Raw genomic sequence first — 13,894 nt, forward strand, 5'->3', positions numbered from 1 at the left:
GGCCGAACATCCCTACGACGGCACCGCGCATCTTCGAATAGCTGGGAGCTCGACTCGATGACCGATCTGGTGACCTTCGGTGAGACCATGGCGCTGTTCGCGGCCCGGCGCACCGGTCCGCTGCGCTTCGCCCGCGACTTCGACCTGGGTGTCGGCGGCGCCGAGTCGAACGTGGCCATCGGCGTCAGCCGCCTGGGTCACAGCGCCACCTGGATCAGCCGGGTCGGCGCCGACGAGTTCGGCGAGCTGATCCGCTTCACGCTCCAGGGCGAGGGCGTCGACGTCCGGACCGTCACGGATCCGGGGGCGCCCACCGGCCTGATGATCAAGGGCCGTCGGACGGCCGACCTCGTCGACGTCCGCTACTACCGCGCGAGGAGCGCCGCCTCCCGGATCACGCCCGAAGACGTCGACCCCGCGCTCATCCAGGCCGCCCGGGTGCTGCACGTCTCCGCGATCACCCCGGCCCTGTCGGCGTCGGCCCGCGAGACCGTACGGCGGTCGATCGCCGTGGCCCGCGCCGCCGGGGTGTTCGTGTCGCTGGACATCAACTACCGCCGGGCGCTGTGGACGCCCGAGGAGGCCGGCGCCTGGCTGCGCGAGACGATCGGCGACGTGGACGTGCTGTTCGCGACCGAGGCGGAAGGCCGGCTGGTCACCGACGTCGAAGGGGGCGCCGACCTGGCCAAGGCGCTCAGCTCGCTCGGTCCCGCCCACGTGCTGGTGAAGTCCGGCGCCAAGGGGGCCCTGGAGTTCTCGGGCGGCTCCGTGCGGCAGGCTCAGCCGTACCAGGTGACGGAGGTGGACCCGGTCGGCGCCGGGGACGCGTTCGCGGCCGGGTGGCTGGCCGACTGGCTGGCCGGCGCGGACGCCGACCAACGGCTGCGCACGGCGTGCGCGGCGGGGGCCTTCGCGGTGACCTCGCAGGGCGACTGGGAGAGCCTGCCCAGCCGGGCCGACCTGAATCTGCTCCAGCGGCCCGCCGACGGGGTCAGCCGCTAGTCACCCCACCCCGGCACGGCCGCGCCTGCGCCGGTCGGACACCTGACCGGCATGCCATCAGGGCCGCCAGTCGGTCACTTGATCGGTGTGACGTCGAGTCGGCCCTGGTCGCACACGCGGTCGACGGCGAACGCGATCTCCGTGTGCGCACGCTCGTCCGGCGGGATGACCATGAGCCGGGCCGCACCCGGGCAGGCGGTCTCGGTGCCGGTCTCCACGACCGTCCAGTGGAGGACGGCGCGGGCACTGCCGCCAGGCTTGAGCGTCACCTTCGGCCGCGCTCCCGGTGTCCGGCGGACGCGGGTCCGCAGGGCGTCACCCTGCTTGTCGAACATCACCAGCCCCGGATAGCCCTGCAGGGTGCACGTGGCGCGCGACCGGTTGGTGAACACCAGCGGCGCGTTGCGGTTGCCCGCCCCCGCGTCCACCCGGCCCAAGCGCACCTGGAGCTGGGTGGTGGAGCAGCGCTGCGGAGCCGCGGCCAGCTGCCCGGTCTCCTGCGCCAGCGCGGGCGCGGCACCGCCGATCAGCAGCAGCCCGCCCACGAGTGCGGCGATCCTGAACGTCTTCATGGGCTTTTTGACGCGTGCACCACACCAAAAGTTCTAAGCCGGACTTTCTGGCATTCGCGCCGGTATTGCCGCTGGCCGATCAGTCTCCACAGGACACGGGCGGCCATCGGCATCAGGCGGAGAAAGGCCTCGCGCTCCCATGGCGTGGCGTCCTCCAGCAGCGCGCCCAGGTTGACCAGCAGCCGGTCCTTGGGCAGCTGGGCGCGGGCGTACTCCGAGAGCGTGTCCCATTCGGCCTTGGTCAGGTGCGCGGCGACGAGCGGCAGGATGCGCTCCTCCTCCTGGTCGAGGTGGACGAGCAGCTCGTCGTGGAGCAGCGTCAGCGTGTCGGCCAGCCGGTCCCTCCGGTCGGCGTCGGCCTCGGCCCGCCAGGCGGGCAGCAGCTCCTCCAGCACGGAGATGTGGCCGGCGACGCGTTCGTGCTGCTCCTCCATCGTGCGGATGAGGGCGCCCTCCAGCCGTACGCGGCGCAGGAGCACCGGCCAGAGCAGCTTGTCCTCGGCCTCGTGGTGGTGGTGCAGGCCTGCCAGGATCTCGCCCAGGTACGCGGCCAGCGTGGCGGCCCGCTCGGTGTCGCCGGGGGCCGCCTGCCGGATCAGCTCGGGGGCCAGCCTGAACTCGCGGCGGAACACGCGGTGGACGACCACCATCTCCCAGATGGCAGGGGCGTTGTCAGTAGTCACCGTGACAGGATGGCGGAGGCCGATTGCCATACGATTGTCCACTGATCCAAGCCGCCGACCAGTCTGTTACAACAGACCCGCGGCAGCCAGGTGCTTGCCGATGCGGCCGGTCTCCTCGTCGTTCAGCGGGACCTGCGGCAGCGCGGTGGCCGGGTGGTCGATGACGCCGCGCAGGTGCAGCGCGGCCTTGAAGGCGCCGAGCCCCGACGAGCTGCCGCCCATCCGGCCGCCGCCGACCGTGACGATCTCGAACAGCCGGACCAGCCGCTCCTGCTCAAGCCGGGCCGCCTCCCAGTCGCCCCGCCGGGCCGCCTGGTAGAGCCGGACGTACCCGTGGGGATCCACGTTGCCCAGACCGGGCACCACCCCGTCGGCGCCCATCCACAGGGCGGAGTCCACCGTCACCTCGGAACCGGTCAGCACGCTGAACGGCGCCTCGCGGCCCAGGATCACCTGCCGCAGACCGCCGTCGTCCCCGCTCGAATCCTTGACCCCGGCCAGCACCCCTTCGGCGGCCAGCCCCAGCAGCAGTTCGGCGGTCAGCTTGGTGTGCACGGCGACCGGCAGGTCATAGGCGTAGACCGGCAAGCCGCTCTCCGCGCTGATGGTCCGGAAATGGGTGCGGATCTCGGTGGGATGGGTGCGCGTGTAGAACGGCGCCGTCGCCACCAGCCCCGACACCCCGGCCTCGACGGCGACACGCACGTGTTCGAGCACCCGCGGCGTCGTCATGTCGATCACCCCCGCCAGCACCGGCACCCGTCCGCCCACATGACCGACCACGGTGTCGAGCACCACCCGACGCTGGGCGTCGGGCAGGTAGGCCACCTCCGACGACGACCCGAGCACGAACAGCCCGTCCACCCCGCCGTCGAGCAGGTGATCCACCAGCCGGATCAGCGACGCGGCGTCCACCTGGCCGTCGGCGGTCATCGGGGTGCACACCGGGGGGATCACACCGGTCAATGTCATGGGCGCTCCTGGATCAGTTCGAGGTCGGTGGCTCCCGCCGCCACCGGGTGGTAGCAGTGGAAGAGGTGGTCGGCGTCGCTGCGCGCCGCGGGCCAGGCCGCGGCGCACTCCTCGTCCGCCCGCCAGCATCGGGTGCGGAACGGGCAGCCGCTCGGCGGCCTGGTGGCCGAGGGCACGGCGCCGACCAGCGGGATCGGGTTGATCGGGGAGATCAGTCCCGGCGTGGCGGAGAACAGCGCCCGCGTGTAGGGGTGCCGGGCATTCAGGGGTACGGCGTGCGCGGGGGTCTGCTCGACGATCCTGCCCAGGTACATGGTCACCACCCGGTCGCTCATCCGCCGGACGGTCTGGATGTCGTGCGAGACGAACACCAGCGCCAGCCCGAGCCGCTCCTTCAGATCGAGCAGCAGGTTGAGTATCTGCGCCCGTACCGAGACGTCAAGGGCGCTGGTCGGCTCGTCGGCTATGAGCAGGTCGGGTTCGAGGGCCAGCGCCCTGGCGATGGCCACGCGCTGCCGTTGCCCGCCGGACAGCTGGCCGGGCAGCAGGTCGGCGGCGCCGGCGGGCAGGCCGACGAGGTCGAGGAGCTCGCGGACGCGGGCGTCCCGCTCGGCCGGGGTGCCGCGCCCATGCACGTTGAGCGGGTCGCGGAGCACCTTGCTGACGGGCAGCCGCCGGTTGAGCGCCGTGGACGGATCCTGAAATATCATCCCGACGCTGGATCCGATCAGCCCGCGCCGCTCCCCCTCCTTGAGCGCCCACAGGTCCTTGCCCCGGAAGGTCACGGTGCCCGAGGTCGGCCGTTGCAGGCCCACCAGCACCTTGGCCAGCGTGGACTTGCCGCAGCCCGACTCCCCCACGACGCCGACCGTCTCACCGGGACTGACCGAGAGGTTCGCCTCGGTCAGCGCGTAGACGCGGTCCCGCGAGAACACCCCGCCCGAGCGGGCCTTGTGCACGACGTGCACGTCCTTCAGCTCAAGCATGCTGATCACTCCCCACGAGGACGACGGCGGGATGGTGGCACGCCACGGCGTGCCGCTGGGTGTCCCCCTCCAGCATCGGAGTGTCGGTACGGCACACGTCCGTGGCCATCGGGCACCGGTCGGCGAAGCGGCAACCGGCCGGGAAGTCCGCCGCCGCGGGCACCACGCCGGGGATCTGCGTCAGCCGCTCGGCCCCCGACTCCAGCGACAGCACCGAGCCGAGCAGCCCGCGCGCGTAGTGGTGGGCGGGCGCGCCGACCAGCGTCGCCGTGGCGCCGGTCTCCACGATCTGCCCGCCGTACATGACCACGACGCGGTCGGTGACGTCGGCGATCAGCGCGAGGTCGTGCGAGACGAGGATCAGCGCGAACCCGAGCTCCGCGCGCAGTTCCAGCAGCAGCTCGATGACCTGCGCCTGGACGGTCACATCGAGCGCGGTGGTGGGCTCGTCGGCGACGATCAGCTTGGGCTCGCGCGACAGCGCCATCGCGATCAGCACCCGCTGCCGCTGCCCGCCGGACAGCTCGTGCGGGTAGGAGGACAGGGTACGGCGGGCGTCCAGGCCGACCAGCTCGAGCAGTTCGGCCGGTGTCCGGCGGCCACCACGGCGGGTGACCTGCTTGAGCTGGGCCTTGATGGTCATGGCCGGGTTCAGCGACGACAGCGCGTCCTGGTAGATCATCGCCATCTCGTGACCGAGCAGGCGGCGGCGGGCGCGGCGCGGCAGCGAGAGGAGTTCTTGCTGGTCGAAGCGTACGTGGCCGCTGACTCGGGCGTCGCGGGGCTGCAGGCCCATGATGGTCAGCGCGGTCAGCGACTTGCCGCAGCCGGACTCGCCGACCAGTCCGAGGACCTCGCCCGGACGTACCTCGAAGGCGATGCCGTCGACGATGTCCACGCCCTCGGCGAAGCCGATGCGCAGCCGCTCCACCGCGAGGATCGGCGGGCCCGAGGGCAGGGGGCGGGCCCGTTCGGCCAGTCTGCGGGCGGCCTCGGCCAGTCCCGGCAGCTCGACGACCTCGCCCGAGCCCGGCCGGGCCGCCTCGAACGCGTCGTCCTTCTTGATGGCGGCCTTGCGGGTCGCGGGCGCGGCCCAGGCGTCGGAGATGCCCTCGGAGAGGATGTTCAGGGCCAGCACGGTGATCAGGATGAGCAGGCCGGGGAAGACCGTGGCCCACCAGCCGCCGAGGAGCACCATGTTCTTGCCGTCGGCGATGACGCTGCCCCACGACGGGTTCGGGGGGCGTACTCCGGCGCCGATGAACGACAGCGACGCCTCGAACACGATCACGTCGGCCACCATCACCGTGCAGAACACCAGCACCGGCGCGGCGCAGTTGATGGCGATGTGCCGGATCAGGATGTGCGGGGTGCGGGCGCCGATGATCCGCTCGGCCGCGACGTAGTCCTCGCCGTACTGGGCGATCACGTTGGCCCGTACGACCCGCGCCACCGAGGGCATGTAGAGGAAGGCCATCGCCATCACCAGCACCGGGATGCTGCCGCCGAACACCGCCACCAGCACCGCGGCCAGCGCGATGCCGGGGAAGGCCATGATCACGTCGAGGAAGCGCATGATCGTCTCGTCGACGGCCCGGCGGGAGGTGGCCGCGGCGGCGCCGATGACGGCCCCCACGACCAGGGCCAGGACGGTCGCGCCGAGGCCGATGAGCAGCGACCAGCGCGCGCCGTACAGGAGCCTGGACAGGATGTCGCGGTTGGCGCTGTCCAGTCCCATCCAGTGGCTCGCGGACGGGCCGCCGCCGGCGATCTCCTGGAAGTACGGCGAGTGCGGCGCGATCACCGGCGCGAGCAGCGCGGCCAGCACGATCACGGCGACGACGCCCACGGCGATCCACGACAGCGGCCGCAGCCGTCTGAGGTTGACGCCGGGCTTGGCGAGGCGTTCGGTCAGTCCACGTCTCATCAGGTGGCGCTCCTGAGCCTGGGGTTGACCAGCAGGTACAGGACGTCGACCAGCAGGTTGACGACCATGAAGCCGACCGCGACGGTCAGCACGACGCCCTGCACGACCGCGGGGTCGCCGTCACGCACCGCGTTGATCATGAGCTGGCCCATGCCGGGCAGGCCGTAGATCTGCTCGATGACCACCGCGCCGCCGATCAGGTAGCCGATGCGCAGGCCGAGCACGGTCAGCGGGTTGATCAGCGCGTTGCGCAGCACGTTGCGGCCCACCACCACGATCGGCGGCAGCCCGCTGCCGATCGCGGTGCGTACGTAGTCGCGGTCGAGCTCTTCCACCATCGAGGTGCGGATGATCCTGGTGAGCTGGGCCGCGACCGGCAGCGACAGCGACAGCGCGGGCAGCGTCATCGAGCGCAGCCAGCCGCTCGTCGAGTCGGCGGGGTTGATGTAGCCGCCGGTCGGGAACAGCCCCTCCCCCACCGCGAGCCACTGGATCATCAGCAGCGCCAGCCAGAAGGCCGGGGCCGCCACCCCGACCAGGGACACGACGCGGATCACCTGGTCGGGCCAGCGGTCACGGAACAACGCCCCGGTGACGCCGAAGATCAGCGCCAGCACCACCGCGACGAGCAGGCCGAGCAGCGTGAGCTGGAGCGTCAGCGGCAGCGCGGTCGTGACCGATTCGAGCACCGGCTTCTTGGTGAGCACGCTGGTGCCCAGGTCGCCGCGGACCAGGTCGCCGACGAAGCGCAGGTAGCGCAGCGGCAGCGGGTCGAGCAGGCCGTTCTCGACCTGGAACTGGTGGATCTGCTCGGGGGTCGGGTTCGCGCCCTGGAAGTAGGCGTACTCCGGCTTGCTGTTGGAGAAGCGCATCACGATGAACACGAACGCGGCGACCCCGAGCACCAGCGGGACCAGGACGAGGATCCGCCGGAGAAGCATTCTGACGATGAAGGCCATGGGCTCAGGTGCGCTTGGCCTGGAGGACGTTGATGCCCGGGTATGCCTGCGCACGGATCCCGGTCAGCTTCTTCGGGTCCCAGGCGGTCATCAGCTCGGTGTGGACGACGGGGTAGAGAACCGCCTGCTCCGCGATGAGATCCAGATATTTCTGGACCTTCGCGGTCTTGGCCGCCTTGTCGGGCTCTTTGGTGGCCTCGTCCATCTGGGTGAACAGGGCCTTGGCGTCCTTGCTGTCGCCCCAGTGGCTGTACTTCATCCACAGGCCGCCGGCCACGTAGTTGTAGCGCATGATCAGGTCGGCGTCCATGCCGAACTGGTTGGGGTTCGAGGCCGCCGCGACCACCTGGTAGTCCTGGAACTGGTCCATCTTGGCGAACAGCGCGGCCGTGTCCTGCGGCTCCAGCGTCGTCTTGACGCCGATCGCCTCCCAGGAGGCGGCGATGGTCGGCAGGCAGTCGGCGATCCAACTCACGTTGACGGCCATCAGGTTGACCGTCAGGTTGGTCACGCCCGCCTCTTTGAGCAGCGCCTTGGCCTTCTCCTGGTCGTAGTCGTAGACGACCGAGGCCCGCTTGTGGTCGGGGTGGCCCTCGTTGAGGAAGGAGCTGGAGGCGGTGCCGTGCCCCTTGAGGGCCACGTCGATCAGCTTCTTCTTGTCGATGGCGTAGTGCAGCGCCTGGCGTACGCGGACGTCGTCGAACGGCTTGGTCCCGGTGTTGAACATCAGGAACATGTGGTTCATCCCCGCGCCGCCCTCGACGCTCAGCCCCTGCTGCTTGAGCTGCTCGACGTTGGCGTACGGGATGTTGTCGGCGATCTGCGCCTCGGCCGAGCCGCCGGAGATCTTCGCGACACGGGCCGCCGCGTCCACGATCGTCAGCCAGTTCATCTTCTTGACGGTCGCCGGGCGCGGCCCGTTGTAGTCGGCGAACGCCTCGAAGGTGGTGTTGCTCTTGGGGTTGTGCGCGGTCTGCTTGTACGGCCCCGAGCCGACGGCCTTGCCGGTCTTGGCCTGGTCCCAGGCGCCCGGCTGGCTGAAGACGTGCTTGGGCATGATCTTGGCGATGGTCAGCCTGGGCGCCGCGTCGGGGAAGGCGAACTTGAAGACCAGCTCGACGTTCTTGTCGTCGATCTTCTTCACTTCCTGAAGCCAGGACTTGAAGAAGTTGCCGGTCAGCACGTTGGCTTCCGGGTCGAGGATGCGCTGGAAGGTGAAGACCACGTCGTCGGCGGTCACCGGCTGGCCGTCGTGCCACTTCGCGCCGTCGCGGAGGGTGAACTTCCACGAGGTGGCGTTCAGGTCCGTCGGCAGCGCGGTCGCCAGGGCCGGGTACGGCTCGCGGGTGATCGGGTCGGTGTCGAGCAGGCCCTCGTAGACGTGCTGGATGCCGGCCATCGCGAAGGCCGAGGCCGTCTGCGTCGGATCCCAGCTCTGGTCGTTGCCATAGCCGATCACGGCGGTGATCAGGTCCTTGTTGGATCCGGCGCCGACCGAACCGGTCGAGGCCGGGCCACCCGAGCAGGCGGAGAGGGTGGTGGCGATGAACGCCGCCGCACCCGTGGCCCCGCTGTAGCGCAGGAAATCACGGCGGCTGAACTCAGAGCTCACGGATGCCTCCTGGGGGTTGGTGCAGATCCTGCGATCCGCATTAGGCCGCTTCGTTACGGTCCTAATGTAGAACGTGGGACATCCCATGTCCTATGTTGTGCGTAGGGTGGACGCTATGGGCCGGACCCGGTTGAGGTCAACAGGAGATTTCCGGAATGTTACCTAAGCGCTTACGACGAAGGGATTTTTCATGACCACTGTCCCGCGCCCGCGGCCCAGCCGTGCCGTCGAGGCCCAGGAGGGCGTCAAAGAGCTCATCCTCCGGCGCGGGCTCGTGGCGGGTGATCCCCTGCCCACCGAAACCGAGCTCATGGAAGAGCTCCAGGTCAGCCGCAACTCCGTCCGGGAGGCGCTCAAGGCGCTCCAGGCCGTCGGGATCGTCGACATCCGCCACGGCTTCGGCATGTTCGTGGGCCGGATGTCGCTGGCCGGGCTGGTCGACGAGCTGGCCTTCCACAGCCGCATCACCCTCCAGGACAGCAAGAGCCACCTCACCCACCTCACCGAGATCCGCGAGATCCTGGAGGCCGGCCTGGTCCAGCGGCTCATCGACCTGGGCCCCGAGGCCGACCTGACACCGGTGGCCGACGTGATGGCCCGCATGGAGAGCGAGGCGCTGGTCGGCGACGTCTCACCGGAGACGGACCGGCTCTTCCACGACCTGCTCTACCGCCCGCTCGGCAACCCGCTGGTCAGCCAGCTGCTCGGGGCGTTCTGGGACGTCTACCACCAGCTGCGCGACCAGCTCGGCACGCCCGACGAGCCCCCGGCCGACGTGGCCAAGCGGCACCGCGACATCTACACGGCCGTGCAGGCCGGTGACAAGACCGCGGCGGTGGCGGCGGTCTTCGCCCACTTCGACGGCGTCCGCAACCGGCTGGCCCGCCTGCACACCCGCTGAGGGGTTACTCCGATTCGAAGGCCCGCCAGTCGTCCCGCCAGTCGGCGAACCAGCGGGCGAACCACGGTGACGTCGCCGCCAGCGGCACGATGTGCTCCACCGTCTCCCGGTGGTATCGCCGCTGGAAGTCCACCGGCACCCGGTGCAGCTCCTGCACGTTGCTCACCCGGTCGGCCAGCTTGACCAGCACGGCCTGCGGCGGCGCTGCCGCCAGCCCCCGCAGGTAGGCCGCCTTCACCGCCGCCTTCGCCGCCGCCCTCGCCGCTGCTTTGTCCTGCCCGGCGGCCACGCCCGGCTCGTCCTGTGAGGCGGCCACGTCGGGCTTGGTCACCCAGGCGACCAGCTCGGCGACGTGCTCTCCGAACCGCTCGGCGATCTCCGCGCGGGTGCACGGGGTGTCCTCGACCACGTCGTGCAGCACGATCGCCACCAGCACGTCCGGGTCGCGCACCGCCGCCCCGCGCACCGCGACCTCCAATGCCTCCAGCAGATGCTCCAGGTAGGGCACGCCGGTCGGCCGCAACTGATCCCCGTGCCGCAGTTCGGCGAAGGCCACGGCCTCCTCCAGCATCACGACCGTCTCCCCCGGCAGCGCCGCGGCCAGCGGTCGCTCGGCGTCCCGCCAGGATTTCCAGCTCGTGAAGATCTCAGTCATGCCTCGGATGCTATCCTCTGGTCAATCGCCTTGGACGATCGCCCAGGGCGTACGTCCAAACGGAGGAATCCATGCCGGGACCCAAGTCGGCGGACCAGGGGCGCGAGGTGCGCGGGCGGCTGCTACGCGTGGCCACGGAGCTGATCGCCGAGCGCGGCTGGTCGGCGGTGAGCACGCGGATGCTCGCCGAGCGCGCCGGGGTCACGCCCGGACTGGTGCACTACCACTTCTCCTCGGTGCACGCGCTGCTCACGGAGGCCGCCATCGGCACCATGCGGGGCCTGGTCGAGGGGGTGGGCCCGCTGCTGGAGCAGGCCGGCACGGCGGAGGAGGCGCTGGACCTCATGCTCGCCACGCTGGACGAGCACGACGGCCGCGACCCCATGTCGCTGCTGTTCACCGAGACGTACTTGGCGGCCACCCGCGACGAGACGCTGCGCCGATCGCTGGCCGAGGTGATCACCGCCTTCCGCGACCGGCTGGCCTCGCGGCTGGCCGCCCAGGGCGTGGCCGCGCCGGACCAGACGGCGGCGGTGGTCGCCGCCGCCATCGACGGCCTCATGCTGCACCGGGCCTTCACTCCCGGCCTGACCGCCCCGGCCGTCGCCCCCGTACTCAGACGACTTCTCGACAGAAGGGAGCTCTCATGAAAGCCGTGATCTGCGGTGCCGGCATCGGCGGGCTGGCTCTGGCCCAGCGCCTCGACGCCATCGGCTGGGACGTGGTGGTGCTGGAGCGGTCCCCCGGCCCCCGCACCCAGGGCTACATGATCGACTTTTTCGGTCCGGGATTCGACGCCGCGGAGGCCATGGGCGTACTGCCTCGCCTGCACGAGGTGGGCTACGTGGTGACGGAGATGACCTACCGCGACGAGGAAGGCCGCCGCCGCTCCGGGCTCGGCTTCGACCAGTTCGCCAAGGTCGTGGACGGCCGCCTGATCAGCATCATGCGTCCCGACCTCGAACGATCCCTGCGCGAATACCTCTCGGACCGCGTCGACCTCCGCTACGGCGCCGCGCTCACCGGCGTCGAGAACCACCCGGACGGCGTCCGGGTGACCGTCGGCGGCGACACGCTGGAGGCCGACCTCCTGGTGGGCGCCGACGGCATCCACTCGACGGTCCGCGGCCTGGTGTTCGGCGAGGAGCGCGACTTCCTGCGCCACCTCGGCTTCCACACGGCCGCGTGGATCTTCACGGACCCGGCGGTCCGGGCCGATGCGGTAAAGCCCCGTCAACAGATCACGATCTTCCCCGGGCTTTTCAGCCGCTCCAAGGAACGCGTCCGCACGCGGCACGCCTCGGCCGTTGGCGGATCCGCGCGCGACTGTGGGACGGTGTGGGCGTGTCCGACGAACTCCCCCGCATCGCGCTTCCCCAGACCGTGGCCGAGGCGATCGCCGCCGAGCAGGCGGGCCAGGTTCTGCGCTATCTGTTCTTCTGGGGCCATCGCCCGGCCCGCGACGGCGGCGTCGGCCCCGGCTGCCTGTCCCAATGGTGGCCGGTCACGTTCAGCGAGGACGGCCACACCTTCGCCTCCGCCGAGCACTACATGATGGCTCACAAGGCGTGGCTGTTCGACGACCACCAGACCGCCGCCGAGATCCTCGCCGCAGATCATCCCGGCGAAGCCAAGAAACTCGGCCGGGGCGTGCGCGATTTCGAGGAGGACGTCTGGAACGCCCACCGCTTCGACATCGTGGTCCGCGGCAACCTCGCCAAGTTCGCCCAGCACCCCGAACTGGCCGACTTCCTGCTCGGCACCCGGAACCGGGTCCTGGTCGAGGCCAGCCCCCACGACCGGATCTGGGGCATCGGCCTGACCGCCAACGACGAGCGCGCCGCCTCCCCGGTGACTTGGCAGGGCCTGAACCTTCTCGGTTTCGGCCTGATGTCCGTACGGGACACGCTCGCCGCGGCTTCCTAACCGCCGAACCTCACCCCAGCCTCGAAGATCCGCAGCGCCATGACGTCCGTCACCACGCTCGGCCCACTAAATCGGAAGCAGTTGGTTGTCCAGTTGATGCTTGATCACCATCGGTGACACCTGAAAATGAGCAGCGATCCCATCGAGGTCGTCCTGAATCGCGATCTCAGGAGGGACGCTCAGCAACTCACCGATACCTTGCGCGGGCGCCAGAAGTTCGGCGGCGAAGGCTCGCTCGACCTTCTGACGTTCCGTGTAGGCGGTGGTGACCAGAAAGAGGGGCTCCGACTCCCACAAGTAGTGCCAGAGCGCTCGCGAGAGCGTGAACCGCCGGGAACCTCCTGGTCGGCCAGGCTCGACGACCGCCAACGGACCAGAGACACCGGTTGATCCGCCAACGGCCTGCAGCCCTCTGTCCGCAGTGGGCTGGTCGATGCTGTTCATATAGGCAGAGAGATCGAAGACATCCTGGTCGGCGAGTCCCAGGATCCGACGCACCACTCGTGCCTGATTCCACCCTTTCTCCCACGACCGGTTCCCCGGCGCCGCCCGAGATCGCCGGAGCTCTTCGCGCAGCGTTCTCGCTGCTTCCGCTTCCGGCGCCTGTTCGATCTCAGTTCGTGCGCCACGGATCCAATCCAGGGCCTGACCAATGCGGGCAGGTTCCACCGCGTCCAGGAAGTCACCGAGAAGGTCCCCCCGCAATTCAGCCGCGGCTCGCATGATCAGTTGCTGGTACGGGCCGGCCTCGCTGTAAGGGTCGAGACCGAGGCGCGCGGCGGCCAGGCAGAATTCGACCTCATCAGGGTCGGCTCTCTGAATCTCCGCCCACTCTTTTTCCAGCGGCGTATCAGTGACCCCTTGCTCGGCCAGACGAGTAAGGACGGCAGAGATGACGGAGATGAGCTCGCGGTCGACGGAATCGCGGTCGACAAACGCCTCACCGTCCGCCAGGAACCTGATCGGCCTGCCTGATGTCGGGAATCGGTCGCGCTGCCAGATCAGCCGCTTGTGCTCCCCCTCGGGGATGAGCGCCAGGTTGGGCCAGAGGAAACCGTCTCCGATGCCGCGCAACGAATGCCGCCTGAACTGCCGGGAGTCGTAGTGCTCCAGGCCCCACAAATCCAAGCTGCGTGCCGGGCGCGCGTCCGCGCGCAGCAGCCACCAGTTGTAGGCAGCCCACTCCGCGAGCGGGTAAAGGGGGCAGTAGATCGACCGGCGCGAACTACCGGACTCCTGGTCCTCGACCAGAGTGACGTGCTCGGCACCGACAGTGATCTCGATCCGCGCCCAGGTGGCTCGATGCTCGGGCGCCTTGACCGACGGTGCGGCCTCCCATTCCCACCGAATAGCCAACTCCGGAACGGCATTCATTGGTCCTCGCCCTCGCCGACCTCGTAGAGCTTCTCCGGCCACTCACTGCGATCAAGCGGATATCCCTTGTACTGGCCCAGCTCCCGGTTCACCAACCTGGCCTCGTAGACGACATCATCCAATCGACGCCATGCGTACCGTGGAAAATCTCCTTCCCACGGCGCGCCGATGTTCCCGCACGCGATGGTCGTCTTCAGCCAATCCGTGATCTCCACCGGATCAGTGAACTTGGGATCGCACTTGCTGGCATCAGCCCGCAGCCTGGGCTGTCCGCGAACGAGGGGTAGGACTTGTGCTCACCGCTGCCGACATATAGGAGACCCGC

The 13,894-nt window shown here is 69.7% G+C and carries 15 protein-coding genes; 5 read left to right on the top strand and 10 right to left on the bottom strand.

The window, feature by feature from the left end; genetic code table 11:
- Positions 1–57 precede the first annotated feature (57 nt).
- Positions 58–1,002, top strand: coding sequence for a sugar kinase (locus tag ACGFJ2_RS13400; protein ID WP_357950660.1), 945 nt, complete (start codon positions 58–60; stop codon positions 1,000–1,002).
- A gap of 74 nt (positions 1,003–1,076) precedes the next feature.
- Here the strand turns inward: ACGFJ2_RS13400 and ACGFJ2_RS13405 are convergent, their stop codons facing one another.
- From ACGFJ2_RS13405 to ACGFJ2_RS13435, 7 genes are all read right to left on the bottom strand, one after another.
- Complete coding sequence (locus ACGFJ2_RS13405; RefSeq protein WP_357950657.1) at positions 1,077–1,574, bottom strand: DUF4232 domain-containing protein; 498 nt, start codon at positions 1,572–1,574, stop codon at positions 1,077–1,079.
- Positions 1,571–2,257, bottom strand: coding sequence for a hemerythrin domain-containing protein (locus tag ACGFJ2_RS13410; protein ID WP_393467773.1), 687 nt, complete (start codon positions 2,255–2,257; stop codon positions 1,571–1,573). The genes ACGFJ2_RS13405 and ACGFJ2_RS13410 overlap by 4 nt, the downstream gene beginning before the upstream one ends.
- A gap of 66 nt (positions 2,258–2,323) precedes the next feature.
- Positions 2,324–3,229: a dihydrodipicolinate synthase family protein gene (locus ACGFJ2_RS13415; RefSeq protein ID WP_358539922.1), complete on the bottom strand. Its 906-nt coding sequence runs from the start codon at positions 3,227–3,229 to the stop codon at positions 2,324–2,326.
- On the bottom strand, positions 3,226–4,215 hold the full coding sequence (locus ACGFJ2_RS13420) for an ABC transporter ATP-binding protein (protein WP_393467776.1): 990 nt from the start codon (positions 4,213–4,215) through the stop codon (positions 3,226–3,228). Before ACGFJ2_RS13420 ends, ACGFJ2_RS13415 begins: the two co-directional genes overlap by 4 nt.
- On the bottom strand, positions 4,208–6,142 hold the full coding sequence (locus ACGFJ2_RS13425; RefSeq protein WP_393467779.1) for a dipeptide/oligopeptide/nickel ABC transporter permease/ATP-binding protein: 1,935 nt from the start codon (positions 6,140–6,142) through the stop codon (positions 4,208–4,210). The genes ACGFJ2_RS13420 and ACGFJ2_RS13425 overlap by 8 nt, the downstream gene beginning before the upstream one ends.
- A complete protein-coding gene (locus ACGFJ2_RS13430; protein ID WP_358428639.1) occupies positions 6,142–7,083 on the bottom strand; it encodes an ABC transporter permease in 942 nt (313 codons plus the stop codon). Before ACGFJ2_RS13430 ends, ACGFJ2_RS13425 begins: the two co-directional genes overlap by 1 nt.
- Positions 7,084–7,105: 22 nt before the next feature.
- A complete protein-coding gene (locus ACGFJ2_RS13435; RefSeq protein WP_357950641.1) occupies positions 7,106–8,713 on the bottom strand; it encodes an ABC transporter substrate-binding protein in 1,608 nt (535 codons plus the stop codon).
- Positions 8,714–8,903: 190 nt separating this feature from the next.
- On the opposite strand from ACGFJ2_RS13435, the gene ACGFJ2_RS13440 reads away from it, so the two are divergent.
- The gene (locus ACGFJ2_RS13440) at positions 8,904–9,614 is read left to right on the top strand and encodes a FadR/GntR family transcriptional regulator (protein ID WP_393467782.1); all 711 of its coding nucleotides are present in this window, start codon (positions 8,904–8,906) and stop codon (positions 9,612–9,614) included.
- A gap of 4 nt (positions 9,615–9,618) precedes the next feature.
- Here the strand turns inward: ACGFJ2_RS13440 and ACGFJ2_RS13445 are convergent, their stop codons facing one another.
- Complete coding sequence (locus tag ACGFJ2_RS13445) at positions 9,619–10,269, bottom strand: HD domain-containing protein (RefSeq protein ID WP_393467785.1); 651 nt, start codon at positions 10,267–10,269, stop codon at positions 9,619–9,621.
- Positions 10,270–10,340: 71 nt separating this feature from the next.
- Between ACGFJ2_RS13445 and ACGFJ2_RS13450 the strand changes: the two genes are divergently transcribed.
- The 3 genes from ACGFJ2_RS13450 to ACGFJ2_RS13460 are packed head-to-tail and all read left to right on the top strand — an operon-like array spanning position 10,341 to position 12,195.
- Positions 10,341–10,919 carry a TetR/AcrR family transcriptional regulator gene (locus tag ACGFJ2_RS13450; RefSeq protein WP_393467788.1) on the top strand — a complete coding sequence of 193 codons (579 nt, stop codon included), beginning with the start codon at positions 10,341–10,343 and terminating at the stop codon, positions 10,917–10,919.
- Positions 10,916–11,824, top strand: a complete 909-nt coding sequence (locus tag ACGFJ2_RS13455; protein ID WP_393467791.1) for an FAD-dependent monooxygenase — start codon at positions 10,916–10,918, stop codon at positions 11,822–11,824. The genes ACGFJ2_RS13450 and ACGFJ2_RS13455 overlap by 4 nt, the downstream gene beginning before the upstream one ends.
- Complete coding sequence (locus ACGFJ2_RS13460) at positions 11,755–12,195, top strand: NADAR family protein (protein ID WP_393468527.1); 441 nt, start codon at positions 11,755–11,757, stop codon at positions 12,193–12,195. Before ACGFJ2_RS13455 ends, ACGFJ2_RS13460 begins: the two co-directional genes overlap by 70 nt.
- A gap of 66 nt (positions 12,196–12,261) precedes the next feature.
- On the opposite strand, the gene ACGFJ2_RS13465 is transcribed toward ACGFJ2_RS13460, so the two are convergent.
- Both ACGFJ2_RS13465 and ACGFJ2_RS13470 read right to left on the bottom strand, forming a co-directional pair.
- Positions 12,262–13,569, bottom strand: coding sequence for an ImmA/IrrE family metallo-endopeptidase (locus tag ACGFJ2_RS13465; RefSeq protein WP_393467794.1), 1,308 nt, complete (start codon positions 13,567–13,569; stop codon positions 12,262–12,264).
- Entirely contained in the window at positions 13,566–13,784 is a 219-nt protein-coding gene (locus tag ACGFJ2_RS13470; RefSeq protein ID WP_393467796.1) for a hypothetical protein, read from the bottom strand. Before ACGFJ2_RS13470 ends, ACGFJ2_RS13465 begins: the two co-directional genes overlap by 4 nt.
- Positions 13,785–13,894: the final 110 nt, after the last annotated feature.

The sequence above is a fragment of the Nonomuraea sp. NPDC049028 genome (assembly GCF_043197735.1).
Taxonomy (GTDB): domain Bacteria; phylum Actinomycetota; class Actinomycetes; order Streptosporangiales; family Streptosporangiaceae; genus Nonomuraea.

Excerpts from the sequence above, each read along its gene's own strand:
- ACGFJ2_RS13425 (WP_393467779.1), bottom strand. The coding sequence starts at position 6,142 with ATGAGACGTGGACTGACCGAACGCCTCGCCAAGCCCGGCGTCAACCTC.
- ACGFJ2_RS13420 (WP_393467776.1), bottom strand. The coding sequence starts at position 4,215 with ATGCTTGAGCTGAAGGACGTGCACGTCGTGCACAAGGCCCGCTCGGGC.
- ACGFJ2_RS13415 (WP_358539922.1), bottom strand. The coding sequence starts at position 3,229 with ATGACATTGACCGGTGTGATCCCCCCGGTGTGCACCCCGATGACCGCC.
- ACGFJ2_RS13405 (WP_357950657.1), bottom strand. The coding sequence starts at position 1,574 with ATGAAGACGTTCAGGATCGCCGCACTCGTGGGCGGGCTGCTGCTGATC.
- ACGFJ2_RS13440 (WP_393467782.1), top strand. The coding sequence starts at position 8,904 with ATGACCACTGTCCCGCGCCCGCGGCCCAGCCGTGCCGTCGAGGCCCAG.
- ACGFJ2_RS13450 (WP_393467788.1), top strand. The coding sequence starts at position 10,341 with ATGCCGGGACCCAAGTCGGCGGACCAGGGGCGCGAGGTGCGCGGGCGG.
- ACGFJ2_RS13455 (WP_393467791.1), top strand. The coding sequence starts at position 10,916 with ATGAAAGCCGTGATCTGCGGTGCCGGCATCGGCGGGCTGGCTCTGGCC.
- ACGFJ2_RS13445 (WP_393467785.1), bottom strand. The coding sequence starts at position 10,269 with ATGACTGAGATCTTCACGAGCTGGAAATCCTGGCGGGACGCCGAGCGA.
- ACGFJ2_RS13400 (WP_357950660.1), top strand. The coding sequence starts at position 58 with ATGACCGATCTGGTGACCTTCGGTGAGACCATGGCGCTGTTCGCGGCC.
- ACGFJ2_RS13430 (WP_358428639.1), bottom strand. The coding sequence starts at position 7,083 with ATGCTTCTCCGGCGGATCCTCGTCCTGGTCCCGCTGGTGCTCGGGGTC.
- ACGFJ2_RS13465 (WP_393467794.1), bottom strand. The coding sequence starts at position 13,569 with ATGAATGCCGTTCCGGAGTTGGCTATTCGGTGGGAATGGGAGGCCGCA.